The organism is Martinezella lusitana, assembly GCF_014207095.1.
In the GTDB taxonomy this organism is placed as follows: domain Bacteria; phylum Pseudomonadota; class Alphaproteobacteria; order Rhizobiales; family Rhizobiaceae; genus Rhizobium; species Rhizobium lusitanum_B.
On the sequence record NZ_JACHBG010000006.1, the window covers coordinates 215,555 to 238,495 of the forward strand.

Below are 22,941 nucleotides of genomic sequence, written 5' to 3' on the forward strand. Positions count from 1 at the left end.
TATCGAGCGGAGATAGAGTAAGGCAAGGCGCGGGGAAAATCGCGTCATCATGGGGGATACGATATTGCGGGCGACCGCATGACGTGTGGAGGCCCTCAGCTGAAATCGACTGGGCTAGAGGAGAGCGACCATGTTGATCCGCGGCAAGACTTTTGTCGTTACCGGTGGCGGTTCGGGCCTCGGGGCCGCGGTCGCGCGCATGCTCACGGGTGATGGCGCCAACGTCGTCATCGCCGACGTCAATGCGGATGCCGGCGCAGCCATCCGCAACGAGCTGGGAGCCGCCGCTGCCTTCATCCAGACCGATGTGACGCAGGAAAGCGATGGCCAGGCTGCCATCGACTTGGCGCTGGAACGCTTCGGTCATTTGCATGGGCTGGTCAATTGCGCAGGCATCGCTCCCGGTGAGAAGGTGATCGGTCGCAACGGCCCGCACCGGCTCGACAGCTTTAGCCGTGCGATCGGCATCAATCTCATCGGCACATTCAACATGATCCGCCTCGCCGCCGCGGCAATCGCAAAGCAGGAGCCGGATGTAGACGGCGAGCGGGGCGTCATCGTCAATACCGCCTCGGTTGCCGCCTTCGATGGACAGATCGGCCAGGCGGCCTATGCCGCCTCCAAGGGCGGTGTCGCCGCCATGACGCTGCCCATAGCCCGTGAGCTGGCTCGCAGCGGCATCCGGGTCGTCGCCATCGCGCCCGGCATTTTCGAGACGCCAATGATGGCTGGCATGCCCCAGGAGGTACAGGATTCGCTGAGCAAGAGCGTGCCTTTCCCGCAGCGCTTCGGCAAGCCGGTGGAATTCGCCGCCTTGGTACGCCACATCTGTGAGAACGTCATGCTGAATGGCGAAGTCATCCGTCTGGATGGAGCCTTGCGCATGGCATCACATTAGCGCCGGATGATTTTGGGTCCGTTCGACCCAAAATCTGAATTCGCTCCAATATCAAAGAGGTAGAGCATGATGTCCTCCGAAAAGCGCTCACATGTTTCGGCATCATGCTCTGATAAAGGCTCACTACGGGAGGTTTTGATATGACGCAGCAGGATCCGATCGTTATCGTTGGCTCGGCGCGTACGCCAATCGGCGGCTTCCAGGGCGACTTAAAGGATTCCACCGCAGCCGAACTCGGCGCCGCTGCAATCCGCGCTGCGCTCGACCGCGGCGGTATCAGCCCGGATGCCGTCGAAGAGACGGTTTTCGGCTGCGTTCTCCCGGCCGGTCAGGGGCAAGCTCCGGCCAGGCAGGCCGCAATCGCGGCGGGGCTGCCGTTTGCGGCGGGGGCAACCACCGTCAACAAGATGTGTGGCTCCGGAATGAAGGCCGTCATGCTGGCGCATGATCTCATCGCCGCCGGCAGCGCATCGATCGCGGTTGCCGGTGGCATGGAGAGCATGACGAATGCGCCGTACTTGCTCGATCGCGCCCGCGGCGGCTACCGGCTCGGGCATGGCCGTGTGATCGACCATATGTTCCTGGACGGGCTCGAGGATGCCTATGACAAGGGACGCCTCATGGGAACCTTTGCCGAGGATTGCGCTGAAGCCTACCAGTTCACTCGTCCCGCGCAGGACGACTATGCCGTGACTTCCTTGACCAGGGCTCGCAACGCCATCGAGGACGGAGCGTTCGACGCCGAGATCATACCCGTCACCGTGAAGGCAGGGAGGTCGGAGCTGGTCGTCAGCCGCGACGAGCAGCCCGGCAAGGCAAAACTTGAGAAGATTCCGACGTTGAAGCCGGCATTTCGTGAAAACGGCACAGTGACTGCGGCAAACGCCTCGTCCATATCCGATGGAGCCGCTGCGCTGGTGCTCATGCGTCGGTCCCAGGCGGAGCGCGAGGGCATCACCCCGCTTGCAACGATCGTCGGCCATGCCACGCATTCCCAGGCGCCCAATCTCTTTGCGACTGCGCCGATAGGCGCGCTGCGAAAGCTGAGTGAGCGCACCGGCTGGAACCTTCGGGACGTCGATCTGTTTGAAGTCAACGAGGCCTTTGCCGTTGTCGCCATGGCGGCCATGCGCGACCTCGACCTGCCGCATGACAAGGTCAATGTTCACGGTGGCGCATGCGCGCTTGGCCATCCGATCGGGGCATCCGGCGCACGCGTGCTCGTTACCTTGCTTTCCGCATTGAAGCGCTATGACATGAAGCGCGGCATGGCCACGCTTTGCATCGGTGGCGGCGAAGCGACCGCGATGGCCGTTGAACTGAATTGACCGGTTTCGAGGAGGAGATCGCGACATGATGCTGAGCGAAGACCAGATCCAGATCCGTGACATGGCGCGTGATTTCGCCCGCGAGCGGTTGGCTCCAGGTGCGGCCGAGCGAGACGAGAAGAGCCGCTTCCCTCGCGAGGAACTCAAGGAGATGGGTGAACTCGGTTTTCTCGGCATGCTCGTGCCCGAAGCCTATGGCGGCTCGGAGACTGGCGTGATGGCTTATGCTGTGGCGCTGGAGGAAATCGCCGCCGGTGACGGCCCTTGTTCGACCATCATGAGTGTGCACAGCTCCGTCGGCTGCGTACCTATCCTGAAATACGGCAGTGAAGAGCAGAAGCAGCGTTTCCTGCCGAAACTGGCAAGCGGCGAATGGATCGGCGGCTTTGCTCTCACGGAGCCGCAGGCGGGCTCGGATGCCTCCAACTTGAAGACCCGGGCTCGCCGCGACGGCGATCATTATGTCATCGACGGCGCCAAGCAGTTCATCACCTCGGGCAAGAACGGCAATGTCATCATCGTCTTTGCCGTCACCGACGCCAACGCCGGCAAGAAGGGTATTTCCGCCTTCATCGTGCCGACCGATACGCCCGGCTACGAGGTGGTGCGCGTCGAACACAAGCTCGGCCTGCACTCATCCGACACATGCCAGATCGCCTTTACCGGCATGCGCGTGCCTGCCGAAAACCGGCTCGGCGAGGAGGGTGACGGCTACAGGATCGCCCTGTCGAATCTCGAAGGCGGACGCATAGGCATTGCGTCGCAGTCCGTCGGCATGGCGCGAGCGGCTTTCGAGGCGGCGCGCGATTATGCCCGCGAGCGCACGGCTTTCGGCACGCCGATCATCGATCATCAGGCGGTTGCCTTCCGGCTTGCGGACATGGCGACCCAGATTGAGGTGGCCCGCCAGATGGTGCTGCATGCGGCCCAGCTGAAGGAGGAGGGGCAGCCCTGTCTCACCGAAGCGTCGATGGCCAAGCTGTTTGCCTCGGAAATGGCCGAAAAGGTCTGTTCCGACGCGATCCAGATCCATGGCGGTTACGGATACATGTCGGATTATCCGGTGGAGCGCATCTATCGCGACGTTCGCATCTGCCAGATCTATGAGGGAACGAGCGACGTTCAGCGCATCGTTATCGCACGCAATTTGTAGGATGTTTGTGGTCGCAGTCGTCGTGGGGAGCAACGGGCGGTGCGGCCGACAATGGAGGTATGACAGGGCATGAACGAGGTTCCAAATCTGAGCCTGCACGTCCCCGAGCCGGCGGTCCGGCCGGGTGGTCAACCGGACTTTTCCAATGTCAAGATCCCGAAAGCCGGATCCGTTCCTCGGCCATCGGTCGATGTGGCGCCCGAAGAAATCCGCGATCTTGCCTATTCCATTATCCGCGTGCTCAACCGTGATGGCGAGGCCGTCGGCCCCTGGGCAGGACTGCTCTCCGATGAGGAGCTTCTGACCGGCCTGCGCAACATGATGAAGCTCAGGGCCTTCGATGCCCGCATGCTGATGGCGCAGCGTCAGGGTAAGACCTCCTTCTACATGCAGCATCTTGGCGAGGAGGCGGTCAGTTCCGCCTTCCGCAAGGCGCTGAACAAGGGGGATATGAATTTCCCGACCTACCGTCAGGCGGGTCTTCTGATCGCCGACGACTATCCGATGGTCGAGATGATGAACCAGATCTATTCGAACGAGGCGGATCCCCTGCGTGGCCGACAGCTGCCGATCATGTACTCGTCGAAGGACCATGGCTTCTTCACCATCTCCGGCAATCTGGCCACCCAATATGTCCAGGCCGTTGGCTGGGCCATGGCGTCGGCCATCAAGAACGACACCAAGATCGCTGCCGCCTGGATCGGCGACGGCTCGACAGCCGAATCCGATTTCCATTCCGCGCTGGTTTTCGCCTCCACTTACAAGGCGCCCGTCATCCTCAACATCGTCAACAACCAGTGGGCCATTTCGACCTTCCAGGGAATTGCCCGCGGCGGCTCCGGCACCTTTGCCGCCCGCGGTCTCGGCTTCGGCATCCCGGCGCTGCGGGTCGACGGCAACGACTATCTGGCCGTTTATGCCGTCGCCAAATGGGCGGCGGAGCGCGCCCGGCGCAATCTCGGCCCGACCTTGATCGAATATGTCACCTACCGCGTCGGCGCCCACTCCACATCGGATGATCCGAGCGCCTATCGTCCGAAAACCGAGTCCGAAGCCTGGCCGCTCGGCGATCCGGTGTTGCGATTGAAGAAGCATCTGATCGTGCGCGGCGTCTGGTCGGAAGAGCGCCACGCCCAGGCGGAAGCCGAAGTGCTCGATGAAGTTATCGAGGCACAGAAGCAGGCCGAAAGCCACGGCACCCTCCATGCTGGCGGCAAGCCGTCGGTGCGCGACATTTTCGAGGGCGTCTATGCGGAAATGCCCGCCCATATCCGCCGCCAGCGGCAGAAGGCAGGTTACTGACATGGCAAGAATGACAATGATCGAGGCGGTGCGCAGCGCCATGGATGTCTCGATGGGACGAGATGACAATGTCGTCATCTTCGGCGAAGACGTCGGCTATTTCGGCGGCGTCTTCCGCGCCACGCAGGGGCTCCAGGCCAAGTATGGTAAGACCCGCTGCTTCGATGCGCCGATCAATGAATCCGGCATTCTCGGCACGGCAATCGGCATGGCCGCCTATGGCTTGAAGCCATGCGTCGAAATCCAGTTCGCCGACTACATGTATCCGGCCTACGACCAGATCACTCAGGAAGCGGCGCGCATCCGCTATCGCTCCAACGGCGACTTCACCTGCCCGATCGTCGTGCGCATGCCGACGGGCGGCGGTATTTTCGGCGGACAGACGCATAGTCAGAGCCCGGAAGCACTGTTTACCCATGTCTGCGGACTGAAGGTGATCGTGCCTTCCAATCCCTATGACGCCAAGGGCCTGCTGATCGCGGCGATCGAGGATCCGGACCCGGTGATGTTCCTCGAACCGAAGCGGCTCTACAACGGCCCCTTCGACGGTCATCACGAGCGGCCGGTCACGCCCTGGTCGAAACATGATCTCGGTGAGGTTCCGGAAGGGCACTACACGATCCCGATCGGCAAGGCGGAAATCCGCAGGGCGGGCAGCGCGGTGACCGTTGTCGCCTATGGCACGATGGTGCATGTGGCGCTCGCCGCAGCGGAAGAAACGGGGATCGATGCCGAGGTGATCGATTTGCGCAGTCTTCTGCCGCTCGACCTCGATACGATCGTTCAGTCGGTGAAGAAGACCGGCCGCTGCGTCGTTGTGCATGAGGCGACGCTGACCTCCGGTTTCGGCGGCGAAATCGCCTCGCTGGTTCAGGAATACTGCTTCTATAGTCTCGAGGCGCCGATCGTGCGCGTGACCGGTTGGGACACGCCTTATCCGCACGCCCAGGAATGGGACTATTTCCCCGGTCCAGCCCGCGTCGGCCGGGCCTTGAAAGAAGTGATGGAGGGCTGAAGATGGGTGAGTTCGTCATCAAGATGCCCGATGTGGGTGAAGGTGTAGCTGAGGCGGAACTCGTGGAATGGCACGTCAAGCCCGGCGATCCGGTTCGCGAGGACATGGTGTTGGCAGCCGTCATGACGGACAAGGCGACGGTTGAAATCCCGTCTCCTGTCGAGGGCGTCGTGCTTTGGCTTGGCGCCGAAGTCGGAGACACGGTCGCCGTCAAGGCACCGCTCCTGCGTATCCGGATTGCCGGAGAGGATGGGGATGCAGCGGAGGCGGCTTCCCCTGTCGCGACTGAGCCAGTAGTGAAAGCCGAGGCGGTCGGTGACCGGCCCGCAGAGACGAAACACGCCGCATCGTCTCCAGCGAGACAGGCCGCTGAAGCAAAGATCGCCGAGCCGGAAAAATCCATAGAGCGTCCCGTCGCTCGCGAGGCGGCTGAGCGACCTTTGGCGTCTCCTGCCGTGCGCTTGCGCGCTCAGGAGGCCGGCATCGACCTGCGCCAGGTTATCGGCACAGGCCCGGCAGGGCGTATCGGCCATGAGGATCTCGACCAGTTCATCGCACGCGGCGCCCAACCGGCCCCGGTTGCTGCAACGGGGCTTGCCCGCAAGACTGCTACCGAAGAGATCAAGGTCACCGGCCTGCGTCGCCGCATTGCCGAGAAGATGCGTCTCGCGAGTTCACGCATTCCGCACATCACCTATGTCGAGGAGGTTGATGTCACCGATCTTGAGGATCTGCGCGCGACGATGAATGCCGGCCGCAAGCCTGATCAGCCGAAGCTGACCATCCTGCCTTTCCTGATGCGGGCACTGGTCAAGACCATTGGCGAGCAGCCTGGTGTCAATGCCACCTTCGACGACGATGCCGGTGTCGTCACCCGCTACAGTGCCGTCCACATCGGTATCGCCACGCAAACGCCATCCGGTCTTACCGTACCCGTCGTCCGGCATGCAGAGGCCCGGTCGATCTGGGACGTCGCCGCCGAACTCTCGCGCCTCGCCGATGCCGCCCGCAACGGCACGGCCGCCCGGGAGGAACTTTCCGGCTCCACGATCACGATTACCTCGCTCGGCGCGCTCGGCGGCATCGTTACCACGCCGATCATCAACCACCCGGAGGTGGCGATCGTTGGGGTCAACAAGATCATGACCCGGCCGGTCTGGGACGGCACGCAATTCATCCCGCGCAAGATGATGAACCTGTCGTCGAGCTTCGACCATCGGATCGTCGACGGCTGGGACGCGGCTGTTTTTGTGCAGCGGATCAAGGCGCTGCTCGAAACCCCCGCACTGATCTTCATCGAAGGTTGATGACATGAAAGAAATCGTCTGCAAGCTCCTCGTCATCGGTGCCGGCCCCGGGGGCTATATCTGCGCCATTCGTGCCGGCCAGCTCGGTGTCGATACCGTCATCGTCGAATCGACGAAGGCCGGAGGTACCTGCCTGAACATCGGCTGCATTCCGTCGAAGGCGCTCATCCATGCGGCTGAAGAATTCGAGAAGGTCACTCACATGGCGAGCCCCAATGCGCTCGGCATCACGGTCGAGGCGCCGAAGCTCGATCTTGCTCAGACCATTCGCTGGAAAGATGGCATCGTCGGCCGGTTAAACAGCGGCGTGCTCGGTCTTCTGCGCAAGGCCAAGGTTAAGATCGTGCATGGGCAGGCGAAATTCCGCGACGGCAAGACCGTCGAGGTCGAGACCGAGACAGGGACACAGGTCATCCGTGCGGAGGCGGTCGTCATCGCGACCGGATCCGAGCCGGTCGAATTGCCATCATTGCCCTTCGGCGGCGCGATCCTCTCGTCCACCGAAGCGCTCTCGCTGACAAACGTTCCAAGCAAGCTCGCCGTCGTCGGTGGCGGCTATATCGGCCTGGAGCTCGGCACGGCTTTTGCGAAGTTGGGTGCTGATGTCACAGTGGTCGAGGCAACCCAGCAGATCCTGCCGCAATATGATGCCGAGCTCGTCAAGCCGGTCGCCAAGCGTTTGGGTGAACTCGGCATAAGGGTGCTGACCGGGGCGAAAGCAAAGGCCTATTCGGGGGAAGCGCTGGTGATCGAGACCGCCGGCGGTGAGGAGGAGCGTATCACCGCGGACAAGGTGCTTGTCACCGTTGGCCGCAAGCCGCGTACCGAAGGTTGGGGCCTCGAAGAGCTCGATCTCGATCGCGCCGGCCGCTTCATCCGTATCGATGAGCACTGCCGCACCTCCATGCGCGGCGTCTACGCGATCGGAGACGTCACCGGCGAGCCGATGCTCGCCCATCGCGCCATGGCGCAGGGTGAAATGGTTGCCGAGATCGTTGCCGGTCGCAAACGCGTCTGGGACAAGCGTGCCATCCCGGCCGTATGCTTCACCGATCCTGAGATCGTGACTGCTGGACTATCTCCCGACGAGGCCCGCGCGCAGGGCTATGAAGTTCGCGTCGGTCTCTTCCCGCTCAGTGCCAATGGCCGCGCAATGACGACCCAGGCCGAAGATGGTTTCGTCCGCGCCGTGGCGCGCATGGATACGAACCTGGTTCTCGGTTTGCAGGCTGTCGGCGCCGGTGTCTCGGAGCTCTCGAGCAGTTTTTCTCTGGCACTCGAGATGGGAGCGCGGCTGGAAGACATTGCCGGCACCATTCATGCTCATCCAACACGCAGCGAAGGTCTGCAGGAAGCCGCATTGAAAGCGCTCGGCCACGCCCTCCACATTTGATGGGGAGGTTCGTGAGCCTGCGTGAGGGGGAACGGGAGGCGCGCATCTCGAAGATGAAGACGGGCAGGAAACGGGTGGTTTCGGCCTGAAAACGGATCGATCTTGTCGGCGAAACCACGTCAACGAGGATCCCCGTGAACAGCTCCGTCCCATCTTTTTCCGATGCGTTCCGTCGCATCGGCTGGTCCAATCTGCTTGCGCAATTCTCCGAACAGATTGCGCTTGCCGCAGCGCCGCTCGCAGCCGTCCTGCTCCTGTCCGCGGGGCCTTCCGAAACGGGATGGCTGCAGACTGCCCAGACGCTGCCCTTCCTTCTGCTTTCCATTCCGGCCGGCCTCGCCGCGGATCATGCGTCGAGACGCAAGCTGATGGTCGCATCGGAGTTGCTGCGTGCGCTGTCGCTGGCGGCGATTGTTGCTCTCTTGTTGCTCGGCGTGATGAACCTGCCGTTGCTTGCGGTTCTCGGCTTTGTCGGAGCGATCGGCACGGTATGTTTTAGCGTCGCTGCACCGGCGCTCGTCGCCTCTCAAGTGCCGCGCGCGCAACTTTCGGACGCCAATCGCTGGCTTGAGCTTGCGCGAAGCGCCGCATTTACGGCGGGGCCGGCGCTCGGTGGCGCTCTTGTGGGGTGGACCGGGGCGCCCGCCGCCTATGTGCTCGCCACCACGCTCTCGCTTTTGGCCGTTTTCTGTCTCGCCGGTCTTCCTCGGGATGGGGTCGTGGCCAAGCACAAACGCGACCTGCTTCACGATCTCAGAGAAGGGGCCGGTTTCGTTCTGCGCCACGATCTCCTGCGACCGATCCTCGTCACTGCCGTTTTCTTCAACATCGGCTGGTTCGTTCTCCAGGCGATCTATGTCGCCTATGCAGTACAAAATCTCGGCTTGACGGCCACTGAGGTCGGGGTCACCCTCGGAATCTACGGCGGCGGCATGATCACAGGGGCGCTTGCCGCACCTGCATTGGCACGTCGGATATCCTTCGGCACCACAATCTTGATCGGACCGATCGCCGGGTTCGCGGCGGCATTCACCATGCTGTTGACCTTATGGCTGCCCTCTGTCTGGGTCGCCGGCCTGAGCTTCTTTCTTTTTGGTGCCGGGCCGATCCTTTGGACGATTTCGACGATGACGCTTCGGCAGGCGGTGACACCCAATTCCATGCTCGGACGCGTTTCCGCGTTCATCATGACGGCGACCCTCGGGGCACGGCCACTCGGCGCCGCAATCGGGGCCGCTGTTGCCGCGCATTCCGGAGTGACCGCCTGTCTGGTTGCGTCGGTCGGCTGCTTTGCCGTCCAGCTGCTGGTCATCGTGGGATCCAGCGTGCCGAAATTGCAGCAATTGCCCGATGCGACGTAAGCTTTTCCGCCTCTCCTAAAATTGTGAGCGCACTCTATCTTCTTGCTTCTCTCGCGCTCGGGTGGAAGCCCCAAGCACCTCTTCTGCAAATGCTTCGTCGCCATTGATCGTTGCAGGAGCAGGTGGGATCGAACCAACGTGGTCCTGCCCATCCGGGCAGGTCGTTAAGCTCGTTGCAGATGCTAATATTCGAACTGCCGGTCTGGATGCCACCTCAGGCCGGGACAGCACAGTGTCCGACGGCGATAGCCATGCCTCACCATGTGTCGTCGGACACTTATTTCTTCCAGGGAGCCCGGCCGTTTGTTCCGGCACAGCCCGGTCGCAATTCCAGGCGTCGCGTGCAGCGCACGGCCATCTGCGGCACGCAAGCTCGATCCAGTCTCCAAAAAAACAAAAGCGGTCCAGTCTAGGGAAAAACTGGGCCGCCTTTTGCTGGACCGGAGGTCAATCTAATTCAGCACCCTAATGATAAGTTCAGCTTAGTATTTGTCAACCGTTAAAACGGGCATGAATCCGGCGTGGCACATGTCTTCCATGTTGATGTGGCATAGAGATGTCGACGCGATGCGTTAAGAAACTGCCATCGCCAGCATCATGTCCCTCGCAAACTTGAGGCCGACCCGTTCCTTCGGCCTGGGGCGGTGCGACAGCGAGCGAGCTGGCGGATATGCAAAGAAGTCTTGCACAGCTTGAAAAAAATCCGACTCCGACGTCGGGATCGGTCATTCTCCATCGTCTTAGAAGTATCAACCGCTTCAATTTGGAGGAACATCGTGGAAAATGCTCAATCGGCCTGGCAGACTGCCGCCATCCTCATCGCTCGCCTGATCTTTGCCGCCGTCTTTCTGATGGCGGTCTCATTCAAGTTTATGGATATGGGGGCGACTGCCGGCTACATCGCCGCCGCGGGATTTCCATTCGCGCTGTTTCTGGCCTGGTGTGCTGCGATCCTGGAGGTGTTGCTGGTTGCCGCTTTCCTGTCCGGCGCTTTCTTCACTCCGGCAGCGATTGTTGCGGCCATCTATGTCGTCTTTCTCGGATTCTCCTTTCATGGCCCGGCGCACTGGGCCGCCAACCAAGCTGAGTTTGGCTTCTTCGTCGACCATTTCACCTTCCTGGCTGGGCTGTTCTTTGCGGCCGTCCACGGGCCGGGCAAAGTGCTTGCCCTCAGGACGGCTTGGCCGGCCAAGGCGTGAGTGTGTGGGGTTGCGCCGGCTGAAGCGCCGCTTTCGGTACTAATGCGTTTTTCCCGCGGCAAGCCGGCGCTCCAGCCACAAACTATACCGGGAGGCTGCAAAGCTGATTGCGAAATAGATCGCGCCGGTAAATACGTAAGCTTCAGTGTAGAAGCCGAGCCATACGGGATCGGTTGCCGCGATCTTGCCGGTGTTCAACAGATCCGAAATGCCGATGACAGCCAGCAGCGACGTGCTGAGCAAGATTCCTATCGAGAGATTGACGATGGCCGGAATGACCGCCCTCAAAGCCTGCGGGAGAACGACAAGCTGTGTTGTGCGCCAATAGCCGAGGCCCAGGGAGTAAGCGGCTTCGAGCTGGCCCGAAGGGATCGATTGCAAGCCAGCCCGGATGACCTCTGCCAGATAGGCGGAGACGAACAGCGTAATGCCGATTTGCGCCCGCAGCAGCTTGTCGAGCAAAGCCCCGTTCGGCAAGGCCATCGGCAGGATCAACATGGCGACATATAGTACGGCAATGAGGGGTATACCTCGCAAGCATTCGATAAACGCCACGGCAAGCACGCGCAGGATGCCCATCGACGAACGGCGCGCCAAGGCCAGAAGCAGCGCGACCGGAAAAGCAGTTGCAAGACCGATGACCGACACAAGGAGGGTTATCGGCAGCCCGCCCCATTGATTGGTCGGCACGGGTGGTGAAACGACGACCCCTGCCATGAGAAGCCAAACCAGCACCAGCACAATCGGCCAGAATATCAGCAGCTTGAAACCCCAGGATCTCGGGTCGGCCGACATGAAAAGCAACGCGAGAATACAGACGATCGCGAGTGCGGGGCGCCACTGCAATACAGGGGGATAGAATCCAAAGACGATGAAGCGGAACTTTGCGATAATGAATGCCCAGCAGGCGCCGGCACCTTCGGCACTGCAGTCGCTGCCGGTTCCGCCCCAGATCGCGGCGCTACCCACCCAGCGCAGGAGAGGAGCTGTCATCCAAAGCAGGATTGCGAGACTGATGATGGTTATGATGGCGTTCGGCCAGTTGTCGAAAAGACCTTTCGAAATCTGACGTCGACGCCGTCGGGAGAGGCCGATCTGCAATTCACTCATTGACGCCGGTTCCCTCTCCGCGTGATGTGCCTGTTGAAGAGATTCATGGCGAGCGAGACGATCAGGTTGAGCGTCAGATAAGCCCCCGCGATAATCGTAATCGCTTCGAGCGTCTGTCCGGTGGTATTGGCGGTCGTGTTGCCGACGTTCACCAGATCCGGATAGCCGATCGCAACGGCAAGACTGGAATTCTTCGTCAGATCGAGATAGCTCGACGTCATCAACGGCGTTATCACCCGTAACGCCTGTGGGAGCACGATCAGGCGCATGATGTGACCGGGGCGCAGACCCAGAGAGCGAGCCGCCTCCCATTGCCCGTTCTGCACCGATTGGATCCCGCCGCGCACGATCTCGGCAATGGTTGCCGCCGAATTGAAAACCAGACCGGCAAGCAGGCCTGCAAATTCGGGGCTCAGCGATAGCCCGCCCGATATGTTGAAGCCGCCTTTGATCGGCAGGTCGAGATCGACGCTGCCCCCGGTAAGCCAAAAGGTCACCGTTGCGGCAATGACGGTCGCCAGGCTGATCTGGGTGGCATAGAAGGGACGGCCGAGAAGCAGGCGCCGCAGTGCAACGGCTACGACAAGTCCACATAGCAAGGCGAGCCCGATGCTTGCGACAGGCGCATTTCCGGCAAGCACGAACTTTGGAATATAGACGCCACGATTGCTGAGATAGGTGCCGGCTATTTCCGTCGCGCGGCGGGCGGCGGGAAGGTTGTGAAAAATCGCGCTCCAGAGGAAGAGTTGCAGCAGGAGCGGCGTGTTGCGAAAGATCTCGATATAGCAGCGAACAAACGAGGTCAGAATGAGGTTGCGGGTCATCTGCGCAACGCCGAGCGCAATGCCAAGAAGTGTCGCAATGATGCAGCCGACGGACGCGACGTAGATGGTGTTGACAAGTCCGGCAAGCAGCGCCCGCCCATAATTGTCCGACGACGAATAGGCAATCAGGCTCTCGCCGATTTCAAAGTTTGCCCGTTGCGACAGGAACGCGAAACCGGGCTCGATGCCGAGCCGATGCATGGTGGCGACGATGTTGGCGCCGAAATACCAGAGCACCGCGCCCAAGGCCAACAGGACGGCCGCCTGCGCTGCAGGCGCGGGACCGAGCCAGAGGCGAACACGGCGAAGGGGGCCGGGCTTCGAAAAGCCCGACCCCACGTGACGAGAATGCATCTGCAGCTGATCCATCGAACCCGTCTCAGCGGAAAGGCGGCGAGTAGATCAGGCCACCCTTCGTCCAGAGCTGATTGAGGCCTCTATCGAAATTGAGAGGCGTGCCCTTGCCGACATTGCGCTCGAATATCTCGCCATAATTGCCGACGGCCTTGATGATATTGTAGGCGAATTTCGGGTCGAGGCCGATTGCCTGGCCGAGAGAGGGATCGACACCGAGGAAGCGCTTGACGGCTGGATCCTCGCTGGTGAGGAACGTATCGATATTGTCCTTGGTGATGCCGAATTCTTCGGCCTGGACAGTCGCGTAGACGGTCCAGTTGACGATTTCCAGCCATTGATCGTCGCCTGCGCGGACGGCCGGAGCAAGAGGCTCTTTGGAGAGCCGCTCGGGCAGCAGAATATAGTCGTCCGGCTTCTTGAGTTGCGTGCGCTTTGCCGCAAGATCCGTCGAATCCTGCGTCAGCGCATCAACGCGACCTGAATCCAGAGCCTTGGTGAATTCTGCTGTTTCCTCGATCGTCACCGGCGTGAACTTCTTGCCGGATTTGCGGAAGAAGTCGGCGATGTTCAGCTCGCCGGTCGTTCCGCTTTGGATGCCGATCGTGGCTCCGTCCAGATCCTGACCCTTGGTGACGCCAAGATCCTTGCGCACCAACAATCCCTGACCGTCATAGAAAACGACCGGGCCGAAATGGAAGCCGAGCTTGAAGGCGCGGGTGACGGTTTCCGTGACGCCGGAGAGCAGAATGTCGAACTCCCCCGATTGAAGAGCAGGCAGGCGCTGCTGCGGCGAGGAGTTGGTAAATTCCACCTTGTCCGGATTATTGAAAACGGTAACGGCAAGCGCTCGACCGAAATCGATGAAGAAGCCCTGCCAGCGGCCGCTACTGTCCGGAGTGAAGAAGCCCGGTGTCGTTCCGACGCCAACCTTGATGAGACCGCGTTCCTTGATCTTATCCAGTGTCGGGCCTGCATTGGCCATGTTGGGCAGCAGCGTTGCGGCCACGATCATCGTTGCGGCGACAGCAGCTGTCACGCGCCTGTGCACGTTGGTAATTGCTTGCATGAAAACTCTCCTGAAAGTGCCTGTCCCCAGCCCGGGACGTTGATTGTTGGGAGGATCAGTTGGCCCCGGGCGTTTCTAAGTTATGTGCTTATAATCTATAGAATAGATATATTACTTCAATGATGGCGCTCTTGAAGAAACAATTTGCTCATTTTGGCATCCATTCCTGCGACAGCAGTAAAATCAGCTATGAAATGAAATATATTTCATAGCGTGAATTATATTGACATTCAGCTTTGCGCCAAGCTAACTACCATCACCGGGGTTCGAGGAGGAAACCCGGTTTCACAAACAAGGCGCGATACGCGCCCTCGGCTTTTTGGGGAGGGGCTTCGGCCTCGAGGAGGAATCTTGCGCAATTTTCTAAGCACGACCGCGATGGCAGTCCTGGCCGCGGCGGCATTCATTTCCACCGCTGCTGCGGCCGAGCCGGATAATCCGTTTCGCTGCAAGCCCGGAGAGAAATACGTCATGAACGTGATGGTTTCGGGCGTCGAATACTGGTTCCCGGTCTATGAGATGTTCAAGCAGGCCGGCAAGCAGTTTGGCTGCGAGACTGCATATACCGGCACGCCGGAATATGACGTCAACAAGCAGATCGCGACGTTCGATCAGGCGCTCGCCCAGAATCCGGCCGGAATTCTCGTTCATCCAATGAACTCCGATCCCTTCATCGAGCCGATCAATCGCGCGATCGATCAGGGCACGGCAGTTGTCACCTTTGCGGCGGACTCGCCTCTCTCTAAGCGCATTTCCTTCATCACCTCGGACAATTCGCGCGAAGGCACCTACGCGGCCGACGCGATTGCCGCGAAGCTTGGCGGCAAGGGCGAATATGCGGTTCTGGAAAATCCGGGCCAGGACAATCACGACAAGCGCATCGCGGCCTTCATCGCCCGCATGGAAAGCAAATATCCCGAGATGAAGCTTGTCGGCCGCGCCGCATCGAACCAGGATCCGAATAAAGCCTATCAGGGGCTGATGAGCCTGGTACAGGCGCACCCGAACCTCAATGCCGTGTTCATGCCGGAGGCGAACTCCGCAATCGGCGCAGCCCAGGCCAACAAGGAAAGTGGCGGCAAGATCCTCGTCATGTGCGCCGACGTCAACGCCAACATCCTCGACATGATCAAGGCCGGCGAAGTCTTCGGCTCGATCAATCCGAACCAGGGCATGCAGGGCTACATGGGCTTCATGATGCTATGGCTTGCCAAGCATCCGGAGCTGATCGATCCCATGAACGACGCCAAGCGCTCCGGCTTCAATCCGATGAGCATTCCCTTCGTCGACAACGGTCTGTCGATCGTCACCGCCGCAAATGCCGATGACTTCTACTGGGACAAGTATCTGAAGCGTCGCGGCACGAAGGGCATCGAGGAGTAAAGCCTGAAACGTCGGCTGTCCGGGGCGAGACATCTCGGGCAGCCGACGCCGGGTTTGAAAATGGGGGAGATGCTCATGACACAATCACCGATCTTAGAGATCCGCAACGTCAGCAAGCGTTTTGGTGCGATCAAGGCGCTGACGGATGCGAAGTTCACGCTCGAAAGAGGTGAAGTGCACGCGCTTTGCGGTGAAAACGGCGCTGGCAAATCGACGCTCATGAACATCATCGCCGGCGTGCTGCAGCCGACCGAGGGTGAGATCCTTATCGACGGCGCGCCCGTCAAGATCGCGTCTCCGGCCGCAGCCCAATCCCTGGGCATCGGTCTCGTCCATCAGGAAATCGCACTTTGCCCGGACGCGACCGTTGCCGAAAACATGTTCATGGCGGCGACGAACCGGCGCCGCTCTCCATTGATGAATTTTGCCAGGCTGGAACGGGAGGCCCAGGCGGTGATGAACCGCCTTTCCCCGATCGATGTCCGTAAGAAAGTCGGCGAGCTGCCGATTTCAAGTCAGCAACTGGTGGAGATCGCCAAGGCGCTGACGCTCGATTGCCGTGTCCTGATCTTCGACGAGCCGACGGCGGCTTTGACCGTCGCCGAGGCACAGGTGCTCTTCGGCATCATCAGCGATCTGAAAGAGCAGGGCATATCGATCATCTACATCAGCCATCGCATGGCTGAGATCTTCAGCCTATGCGACCGCGTGACCGTCTTTCGCGACGGCCGCTACGTCTCGACCGAGCGTGTGTCGGACATCACAGCCGATGATGTGGTACGTCGCATGGTCGGGCGCGAAATCACCCAGCTCTATCCGGAAAAGCAGGACTTCACCGAACGCGGCGTGGAGACTGTATTGTCCATTCGCAATCTTGGCGACGGCAAGCGTTTTCAAGAGGTCAGCTTCGAGCTGCGCAAGGGGGAAATTCTCGGGATTGGCGGACTGATCGGCTCCGGTCGGACTGAAATCGCCGAAGGCATTTGTGGGCTGCGCCAGACGACCGAAGGCGATATCCGACTGCATGACAAGGCGCTTCGAGCGACTTGCTATGCCGATGCCGTTCGCGCCGGAATCGTCTATCTCTCCGAGGATCGCAAGGGTTCCGGCGTCTTTCTCGACCTGTCGATCGCACAGAACATCTCCGCCCTCGATCTCAAGTCGCTGACGGGCCAGTTCGGGCTCTTGAATGCGAAGGCTGAGTCCGAGCGCGCGGAGGAGCTCGCGCGCCGCCTCGGCGTGCGCATGGGCGGTATCGGCATGCCGGTTTCATCGCTTTCGGGCGGCAATCAGCAGAAAGTCGCCATCGCCAAGCAGTTGGCGGTCGATCCTAAGGTAATCCTGCTCGATGAGCCGACGCGCGGCATCGACGTCGGCGCCAAGTCCGAAATTCATCGTTTGCTGCGCGACCTTGCGCGTTCCGGTATCGGCATCGTCGTGATCTCATCGGAATTGCAGGAGCTTCTTGGTTTGTGTGACAGGGCGATCGTCATTCGCGAAGGCGCCGTCGCGGGGGAAGTTGAGGGGGATACCATGACGGAGGAGGCAGTCATGAGGCTCGCTTCCGGTGTCGATGTGCAGCAACAACTCAAAGCGAAGGCATCAACACATGCCGTCTGAGAAAAGAGCAGAAACGGGAGATGAGACAATGGCAGATCACGCTTTGGTCGCGACGAGGGAGCGTACGTCTTCCTGGCGCAAGCTCGGGACAATGCGGGAAGCGGGGTTGATCGCCATCATTCTCGCGCTCTGCGTCGTCATGAGCTTTGCCTCGCCACACTTTCTGACGCTTGGCAATTTCAGGGCCATGCTGATGTCGTTTTCGGTCGAGGGCATTGTCGTCGTCGGCATGACCATCCTCCTGATCGTCGGCGGCATCGACCTTTCGGTCGGGTCGGTCGTCTGCTTCTCGATGGTTCTGTCCGGGTCATTGTTCCTGATGGGCGTCGACCCATGGAGTGCCTCTCTGATCGGCATTCTCGCCAGCGCCCTGATAGGCTGCGCCATGGGCTTCTTCGTGACCGTCATCGGTCTCAATCATTTCATCACATCGCTTGCGGCCATGGTGATCGTTCGAGGCTTTTGCCTCATCATCACCAAAGGAACGCCGCTCTCATTGTTCACGCTGCCGCCCTCGTTCAAGGCAGTCGGGCAGGGCACGTTTTACGGGATACCTTATGTGATCCTGATCTTCGTCGCGGTGGTCGCCATCTTCGATTTCCTGCTGCGCCGCGCAACCGCATTCCGCAAGGTGTTCTACACCGGCAGCAACGAAAAGGCGGCGCTCTATTCCGGGATCAAGACCAACCAGGTCAAATTCTGGGTCACCGTCCTCTGCACGACGTTGTCGGGGTTTGCCGGCGTGATCTACATGTCGCGGTTCGGTGCTGCGACGCCGACCTTCGGCGTCGGCATGGAGCTCAACATCATCGCTGCTGCCGTCATCGGTGGAGCATCCTTGAGCGGCGGTTCCGGCACGATCCTCGGCGCCATTCTCGGCATCGCGCTTCTCTCGGTGGTCACGAGTTCGTTGATCCTGCTCAATGTCTCGGTCTACTGGCAGGACATGATCAAAGGCTGCATTCTCTTGACCGCCGTCTCCATCGACCATTTCCTTCACAAGCGTAAGGCTGCCTGACATGCCCCTTGCAAAGCCGAAAGCCCCATCTGCGCCGCGAGAAGAAATCGTCATCGCGCGCCAGATGCACCAAGCCCTCGTCCTGCACTTTCTCGAAGGTCTGACGCAGGCTCAGATCGCCGATCAGCTCGGCATCTCGCATGCGACGGTCAACCGGCTGATCAAGCGCGGCCGCCAGCTCGGCCTCGTCGAGATCAAGATCAAGTCCCCCGTCGAGCCCCTGGTCGACATGGAAGAGCAGCTTCTCGCGCTCGGCGGCATCAGCCGTGCCATCGTGGTGCCGACCGTGTCGGACAATCCGCAGACGGCGTTGCAGGCCGTCGGCGAGGCGGCGGCCCGCCTGCTTGTCGAGCATATCGCGGATGGCGATACGATCTGCATTACCGGCGGCAAGGGCGTCAGTGCCGTCGTCGCTGGCCTTCAGGCACCGCGACCTTTTGATGTCTCGGTAATCCCGGCGACCGGCTGCGTTCAGGGCAAGCACTATACGGATGTCAATCACGTCTCGACGCTGATGGCGGATCGTCTCGGCGGACACTCTTTCCAGATCCATGCGCCTCTGTTTGCCGACAGTGCGGCCGAGCGCGACATGCTGATCAACATGCGCGCCGTCGCCGATGTGTTCAAACAGGCGCGGGAGGCCAAAATTGCCGTCGTCGGTATCGGCTCCATTCTTTCCGACGATTCAAGTTATTATGACCTCCATCCATCCTCGAGCACGGACCGCGCGGCGATAGAGCGTTCCGGTGCTTCGTGCGAATTGCTTGCCCATCTGCTCGATGACGAAGGTCGCGTTTGCGATTACAGCCTCAACCGATCGCTGGTCTCGCTCACCCTTCCGGAGTTCGCTTCGATCCCGACGAAGATCGGTGTGGCGAGTGGGCCGAACAAGGCAGGCCCGATCCTCAGCGTCATGCGTGGCCATCATCTCGATACGCTGGTCACGGACGAAGCGACAGGTGCCCGCGTTCTGGCGCTCGCAACCGGGAAAGGGCAGCACGTATGAGCGGTCAGCAATTGACACGCGAGATCGGAAAATCCGGCGTCATCGCATCGGCGGTCGGCCTTGGAACATGGGCGATCGGCGGCTGGATGTGGGGCGGAACGGACGAGACGGAATCGATCTCGGCGATCCACGCGTCGCTCGACGCCGGCGTCACGCTCATCGATACCGCACCGGCCTATGGTCTCGGGCGGTCGGAAGAAATCGTCGGCAAGGCGCTTGCCGGCCGCCGCGACAAGGCCGTGATCGCCACCAAATGCGGCCTTGTGTGGCATACCGACAAAGGCAGGCATTTCTTCGATCAGGACGGCAAGCCGGTTCATCGTTATCTCGGCCGCGATGCGATTTTCCACGAAGTCGAGGAGAGCCTGCGGCGCCTCGGCACCGATTACATCGACCTCTATATCACCCACTGGCAGGATCCGACGACTCCGATCGAGGAGACGGTTAGGGCGGTTGAAGACCTGAAGGCATCCGGCAAGATCCGGGCGATCGGCGCCAGCAATGTCAGCGCGCTTGAGCTGGAGGCCTATATATCGGCCGATGGCCTCGATGCCATCCAGGAACGCTTCAGCATGATCGATCGGGAGATCGAGAGCGAATTGCTGCCGCTGACGCGGGCAAACGGGATTTCGACTCTCAGCTATTCGTCGTTGGCGCTCGGGCTCTTGTCCGGCACCGTCGGGCCGGAGCGGATCTTCTCCGGTGACGATCAACGGCGGGACAATCCTCGCTTTTCCGTTTCGAACCGTGACAAGGCGCAGGCCTTCGCAAAGGCAATCCGACCCGTTGCCGATAAGCACGAGGCCAGTATCGCTCAAGTCGTCATCGCCTGGACACTTGCCCAACCCGGCGTCACTTTCGCGCTTTGCGGAGCCCGCAATCCTGCGCAGGCGCTCGACAACGCTCGTGCCGGGACCATCCGGCTGGATGCGGATGATCAATCAGCCATCGAGGCAGCCATTTCAGCGAAGCTGACCGATATGGACAGGTAACGGATCGCCATCATGAATCGTGAAGAAACGTTGGACGGGCTTCGCCGAAGCCCGAAGATGGACGTGTGTGTCATCGGCGGCGGCATCAATGGCATCAGTGCCTTTCGGGAGTTGGCGCTTCAGGGGCTCGACGTGCTCCTCGTCGAGAAGCACGACTATTGTTCGGGAGCCAGCGCTGCACTGTCGCGCATGGTGCATGGCGGCCTTCGCTATCTTGAAAACGGCGAGTTCAAGCTGGTGCAGGAATCGCTTGCCGAACGCGACCGGCTGCTGCGCAACGCGCCGCATTATGTGGCGCCGCTGCCGACGACCGTGCCGGTCTTCGATATTTTCTCCGGCCTGGGAAATGGCCTGGTTCGCTTTCTCGGCCTGTCCCGCCGTCCCAGCCGTCGCGGTGCGATTGCGATCAAGGTCGGTCTCAGCATCTACGATTTCTTGACGCGCAAGCGGGCCATGATGCCGCGCCATCAGTTTCGCGGTCGGAGCGGCACGGTCGCCAAATGGCCGGCGCTCAATTCCGACATCAGGAGTTCGGCTACCTATTACGACGCCTGGGTCAGTCATCCGGAGCGGCTCGGCATCGAGCTACTCGACGACGGCTTGTCTGCGGGATCGGCGGCGCGGGCTCTGAACTATGCCGAAATCCGGAGAACGGGTGAGGGGCGTTATCTCATCCGTGACACGATCGCCGGAGCATCGGCAACGATCGAACCCACTCTCATCATCAACGCAACAGGCGGATGGATCGACATTACCAACGAGGCTCTCCTTAAACCCGAAACGCAGACATCCCCCTTGATGGGTGGAACGAAGGGTTCGCATCTCATCGTCGACAATGCCGCACTTTACGACGCCTTGGCCGGCCACATGATCTATTACGAGAATGAGGATGGCCGCATCTGCATCCTCTTTCCCTATCTCGGCAAGGTTCTGGTGGGTTCGACCGACATCCGGGTCGATGACCCGGGGAGCGTACGCTGTGAGGCGGATGAGCGGGATTACATATTGCAGTCCCTGTCCTTCGTTCTGCCCGGGATCACGATCCGGCCGGAAGAGATCAGCTTCCAGTTCTCAGGCGTCCGTCCTCTGCCGGCAAGTACCGACAGCTTTACAGGTCGCATCCCGCGCGATCATTTCTGTACGATCGTCGACGGGGATGATGGCGACCCCTCGGTGCTGTGCATGATCGGTGGCAAATGGACGACGTTTCGCTCCTTTGGCGAGCTTGCCGCCGATCTTGCCCTTGAACGGCTGGGGAAGCAGCGTCGCATTTCGACGGCAGACCGGGAAATCGGCGGCGGGCGGAGGTTCCCGCTGGATCGCGCTGCCTGGATCGCGCAAGTGGCCGCCGAAAAGGGAATTCCTGGTAGCCGCATGGCGACGCTTTTCGGCCGTTACGGCACGCACGCGGAAGCAATCGCCGGCTTTATTGCCATGGCACCCGATCTGCCCATGCCGCATGCGGATTACTCGCAGCGAGAGCTGATTTTCCTCATCCGCAACGAAGCGGCGGAGCATCTGGACGATCTTCTGCTGCGGCGGACGACGCTTGCGATTTCAGGCGCGCTTTCTGCTGAGATGATGGACGCCGTGCTCGATCTGCTGGCGACGGAAAAGGCCTGGACCCCGGCGCAGCGCAGCGCCGAGCGAACCCGTTTTCTCACTCTCTTGCGCGAGCGCCACGGCGTCGCCGAGAGCACTCTTTCCGAACGGAACGAACAAAGGAGCATGGAATGCGAAACAACAGCAAAGTCCGGATGAACCGGCTGTTCAATGGCGGCCGCTGCCTTGATGTCGCAATCGATCACGGCGTCTGCAACGAACCGTCTTTCCTCAATGGCCTTGAAGACATGCCTGCGGTCGTCAATGCCCTGGTGGCGGCGGCACCCGATGCGATCCAGATGAACTACGGTCAGGCCGACCTGTTGCAAGATCTTGCCGCCAGGGACAAGCCGGCGCTGGTTATGCGCGTCGATATGGGAAATCCCTATAACCGCACACGTCACCGCAATATGTGGGCTGTGTTGCAGAATGAGGCAGAACCGCTGATCGGCGCGATCGAGATGGATGCGGCCTGCGTCGTCGTCAATCTGTTCATGCTCCCCGACGAGCCGGACCTTTTTCGCCAATGCGTGCAGAACATCGCACGGGTTCGGGCCGACTGCGACAAATATGGAATGCCTTTGATGATCGAGCCTCTCGTCATGCAGCCGGTCGAAACGGCTGGCGGCTATATGGTCGATGGCGACGCGGACAAGATCGTTACGCTGACGCGGCTTGCCCGCGAGATGGGAGCCGATGTGGTCAAGGCCGATCCGACCACCAACGCCGAGGATTTTCACAGGGTGGTCGAAGCGGCCCGTTGCCCGGTCCTGGTGCGCGGCGGCGGCAAGGAAGACCTGCGCAACGTCTTTGAGAAGTCGGCGGCCTTGATGCGGCAGGGCGCGATGGGCATGGTCTACGGCCGCAACATCTATCAGCATGCCAATCCGAGTGCGGTCGTGCGCGGATTGATGGCGATCATTCATGACGATGTCGGCGGCGAGGAAGCCTTCGCGCTCTATCAGCGCGGCTGATAGTAAGACTTGGGGCCTTGGGAGGGGTACGGG

Annotated in this window: 19 protein-coding genes; 16 read left to right on the top strand and 3 right to left on the bottom strand. The window is 60.7% G+C overall.

What is annotated here, in order from left to right; translation table 11 throughout:
• Positions 1 to 130: 130 nt before the first annotated feature.
• The 9 genes from GGD46_RS15600 to GGD46_RS15640 all read left to right on the top strand — a co-directional run bounded on the left by GGD46_RS15600 (position 131) and on the right by GGD46_RS15640 (position 10,956).
• On the top strand, positions 131 to 898 hold the full coding sequence (locus GGD46_RS15600; RefSeq protein ID WP_184705368.1) for a 3-hydroxyacyl-CoA dehydrogenase: 768 nt from the start codon (positions 131 to 133) through the stop codon (positions 896 to 898).
• 140 nt (positions 899 to 1,038) lie between these two features.
• Positions 1,039 to 2,226 (top strand): acetyl-CoA C-acyltransferase, encoded by a 1,188-nt coding sequence (locus tag GGD46_RS15605; protein ID WP_184705370.1) that lies wholly within the window; start codon positions 1,039 to 1,041, stop codon positions 2,224 to 2,226.
• Between the two features lie 25 nt (positions 2,227 to 2,251).
• The gene (locus GGD46_RS15610; RefSeq protein ID WP_184705372.1) at positions 2,252 to 3,379 is read left to right on the top strand and encodes an acyl-CoA dehydrogenase family protein; all 1,128 of its coding nucleotides are present in this window, start codon (positions 2,252 to 2,254) and stop codon (positions 3,377 to 3,379) included.
• A gap of 69 nt (positions 3,380 to 3,448) precedes the next feature.
• Positions 3,449 to 4,681, top strand: coding sequence for a 3-methyl-2-oxobutanoate dehydrogenase (2-methylpropanoyl-transferring) subunit alpha (locus GGD46_RS15615; protein ID WP_184705374.1), 1,233 nt, complete (start codon positions 3,449 to 3,451; stop codon positions 4,679 to 4,681).
• Position 4,682: 1 nt separating this feature from the next.
• On the top strand, positions 4,683 to 5,696 hold the full coding sequence (locus tag GGD46_RS15620; RefSeq protein ID WP_184705376.1) for an alpha-ketoacid dehydrogenase subunit beta: 1,014 nt from the start codon (positions 4,683 to 4,685) through the stop codon (positions 5,694 to 5,696).
• Between the two features lie 2 nt (positions 5,697 to 5,698).
• A complete protein-coding gene (locus GGD46_RS15625; protein ID WP_184705378.1) occupies positions 5,699 to 7,003 on the top strand; it encodes a dihydrolipoamide acetyltransferase family protein in 1,305 nt (434 codons plus the stop codon).
• A gap of 4 nt (positions 7,004 to 7,007) precedes the next feature.
• Positions 7,008 to 8,396 (top strand): dihydrolipoyl dehydrogenase, encoded by a 1,389-nt coding sequence (gene lpdA / locus GGD46_RS15630; protein ID WP_184705380.1) that lies wholly within the window; start codon positions 7,008 to 7,010, stop codon positions 8,394 to 8,396.
• Between the two features lie 134 nt (positions 8,397 to 8,530).
• The gene (locus GGD46_RS15635; RefSeq protein ID WP_184705382.1) at positions 8,531 to 9,757 is read left to right on the top strand and encodes an MFS transporter; all 1,227 of its coding nucleotides are present in this window, start codon (positions 8,531 to 8,533) and stop codon (positions 9,755 to 9,757) included.
• A 776-nt stretch (positions 9,758 to 10,533) separates the two neighbouring features.
• Entirely contained in the window at positions 10,534 to 10,956 is a 423-nt protein-coding gene (locus tag GGD46_RS15640; protein ID WP_184705384.1) for a DoxX family protein, read from the top strand.
• Between the two features lie 39 nt (positions 10,957 to 10,995).
• On the opposite strand, the gene GGD46_RS15645 is transcribed toward GGD46_RS15640, so the two are convergent.
• The 3 genes from GGD46_RS15645 to GGD46_RS15655 are packed head-to-tail and all read right to left on the bottom strand — an operon-like array spanning position 10,996 to position 14,259.
• Complete coding sequence (locus tag GGD46_RS15645) at positions 10,996 to 12,066, bottom strand: amino acid ABC transporter permease (RefSeq protein WP_184705386.1); 1,071 nt, start codon at positions 12,064 to 12,066, stop codon at positions 10,996 to 10,998.
• The gene (locus tag GGD46_RS15650) at positions 12,063 to 13,244 is read right to left on the bottom strand and encodes an amino acid ABC transporter permease (protein WP_246806321.1); all 1,182 of its coding nucleotides are present in this window, start codon (positions 13,242 to 13,244) and stop codon (positions 12,063 to 12,065) included. The genes GGD46_RS15645 and GGD46_RS15650 overlap by 4 nt, the downstream gene beginning before the upstream one ends.
• 25 nt (positions 13,245 to 13,269) lie before the next feature.
• Positions 13,270 to 14,259 (bottom strand): amino acid ABC transporter substrate-binding protein, encoded by a 990-nt coding sequence (locus GGD46_RS15655; protein ID WP_409527687.1) that lies wholly within the window; start codon positions 14,257 to 14,259, stop codon positions 13,270 to 13,272.
• 405 nt (positions 14,260 to 14,664) lie between these two features.
• On the opposite strand from GGD46_RS15655, the gene GGD46_RS15660 reads away from it, so the two are divergent.
• From GGD46_RS15660 to GGD46_RS15690, 7 genes are all read left to right on the top strand, one after another.
• On the top strand, positions 14,665 to 15,696 hold the full coding sequence (locus GGD46_RS15660; protein ID WP_184705392.1) for a substrate-binding domain-containing protein: 1,032 nt from the start codon (positions 14,665 to 14,667) through the stop codon (positions 15,694 to 15,696).
• A gap of 75 nt (positions 15,697 to 15,771) precedes the next feature.
• Complete coding sequence (locus tag GGD46_RS15665; protein ID WP_184705394.1) at positions 15,772 to 17,316, top strand: sugar ABC transporter ATP-binding protein; 1,545 nt, start codon at positions 15,772 to 15,774, stop codon at positions 17,314 to 17,316.
• A gap of 28 nt (positions 17,317 to 17,344) precedes the next feature.
• A complete protein-coding gene (locus GGD46_RS15670; RefSeq protein WP_184705396.1) occupies positions 17,345 to 18,334 on the top strand; it encodes an ABC transporter permease in 990 nt (329 codons plus the stop codon).
• 1 nt (position 18,335) lies between these two features.
• The gene (locus GGD46_RS15675; protein ID WP_184705398.1) at positions 18,336 to 19,340 is read left to right on the top strand and encodes a sugar-binding transcriptional regulator; all 1,005 of its coding nucleotides are present in this window, start codon (positions 18,336 to 18,338) and stop codon (positions 19,338 to 19,340) included.
• The gene (locus GGD46_RS15680) at positions 19,337 to 20,332 is read left to right on the top strand and encodes an aldo/keto reductase (protein WP_184705400.1); all 996 of its coding nucleotides are present in this window, start codon (positions 19,337 to 19,339) and stop codon (positions 20,330 to 20,332) included. The genes GGD46_RS15675 and GGD46_RS15680 overlap by 4 nt, the downstream gene beginning before the upstream one ends.
• Before the next feature lie 12 nt (positions 20,333 to 20,344).
• A complete protein-coding gene (locus GGD46_RS15685) occupies positions 20,345 to 22,093 on the top strand; it encodes a glycerol-3-phosphate dehydrogenase/oxidase (RefSeq protein ID WP_184705402.1) in 1,749 nt (582 codons plus the stop codon).
• Positions 22,090 to 22,908, top strand: a complete 819-nt coding sequence (locus tag GGD46_RS15690; RefSeq protein WP_184705623.1) for a class I fructose-bisphosphate aldolase — start codon at positions 22,090 to 22,092, stop codon at positions 22,906 to 22,908. The genes GGD46_RS15685 and GGD46_RS15690 overlap by 4 nt, the downstream gene beginning before the upstream one ends.
• The last annotated feature ends 33 nt before the right edge of the window (positions 22,909 to 22,941 follow it).